This window comes from Chryseobacterium indologenes (genome assembly GCF_001295265.1).
Lineage (GTDB): Bacteria > Bacteroidota > Bacteroidia > Flavobacteriales > Weeksellaceae > Chryseobacterium > Chryseobacterium indologenes_A.
The window spans coordinates 1-1006 of sequence record NZ_LJOD01000057.1; the positions used below are offsets into that span (position 1 = coordinate 1).

At 42.0% G+C, this 1006-nt stretch carries 2 protein-coding genes; both read right to left on the minus strand.

The window, feature by feature from the left end:
* A partial coding sequence (locus tag AOB46_RS22700; RefSeq protein ID WP_131724464.1) for a hypothetical protein occupies positions 1-323 on the minus strand: 323 nt, incomplete at its 3' end.
* A 33-nt stretch (positions 324-356) separates the two neighbouring features.
* Positions 357-887 carry a hypothetical protein gene (locus AOB46_RS22705; protein ID WP_062703682.1) on the minus strand — a complete coding sequence of 177 codons (531 nt, stop codon included), beginning with the start codon at positions 885-887 and terminating at the stop codon, positions 357-359.
* Positions 888-1006: the final 119 nt, after the last annotated feature.

Consider the following 1006-nt stretch of genomic DNA (forward strand, 5'->3'; position numbering starts at 1 on the left):
TGGGTAGCCCAGACAATGATCTGGCTCATATCACCGCCTGTTTTTCTCATCAGTTCGGCTTCAGTTACGCCGGTAGAAAGGATGAGTTCTTTGGAAGCCGGCACCAGAAGTGCTTTTCTTCTGTCACTCAGTTCAGAAGTATTTCTTTTTTTCTCCTCTTCCGTAGGTCTGTTTTGTGGATCCCCCAGGCTTTTAAAAGCTTTGTCGAAGTTTTCCATCTGTGGAGTTTTCATGCTCTCCATGGTATTAACAGCATTCCCTTCGTTGTTGCACGAGATCAGCGTTAAAGTGGCAAAAGCCGCCATTAGAAAATGTTTTTTCATGATTATTTTTTATTAAGATAGATTTTAGTTGATTTAGAATATTTGTACATAGGTAGTTGGTCCGTTTGGGGTTGTAATGGTGAACCAATCGGCACTCGATATTGAACCGGTAAGCGAATTGCTGTATGCCGGATCAATCGTGGGGTCTCCCAGTTTATATTCATCAGAAGCCCCGGTTACAGGATCCTGAATAACAAAATGAAAGCTTGCCCATTCATTAGCATAATTCATCACCGTAGCAATAAAGGGATGATTATAAGCATACATTCCATTATTCGCAGGATTGGTATTATCTGAAACATACCAGTTGAGAATAGGAATAGGTGTCGTTCCTGCCGTACTGAATGATTGATATTGAGTAAATTGTCCCGCAGGAATGGTATAAGTTCCGTAAGGGGCATTATGACCTGCATACATTATAGGCCCCGGAGTCCCGCCAGCCGGTGCAGTGCGGAATCTGCCGGCAGCATCATAAACATTGTAGTTTTGTATAATGATAGGTGAGCTTTGGGCGAAAGCAGAAATTCCTGCTGCTACTGATAAAAGCAATGCTGTTTTTTTCATGATTACTTTTCAGATTTAATATTCTTACGGATTTCGTCGCTTTTCTTCATATAGATCTGGGTAGCCCAGACAATGATCTGGCTCATATCACCGCCTGTTTTTCTCATCAGTTCGGCTTC

Coding starts and splice junctions, on each gene's coding strand:
- AOB46_RS22705 (WP_062703682.1), bottom strand. CDS start 887: ATGAAAAAAACAGCATTGCTTTTATCAGTAGCAGCAGGAATTTCTGCT.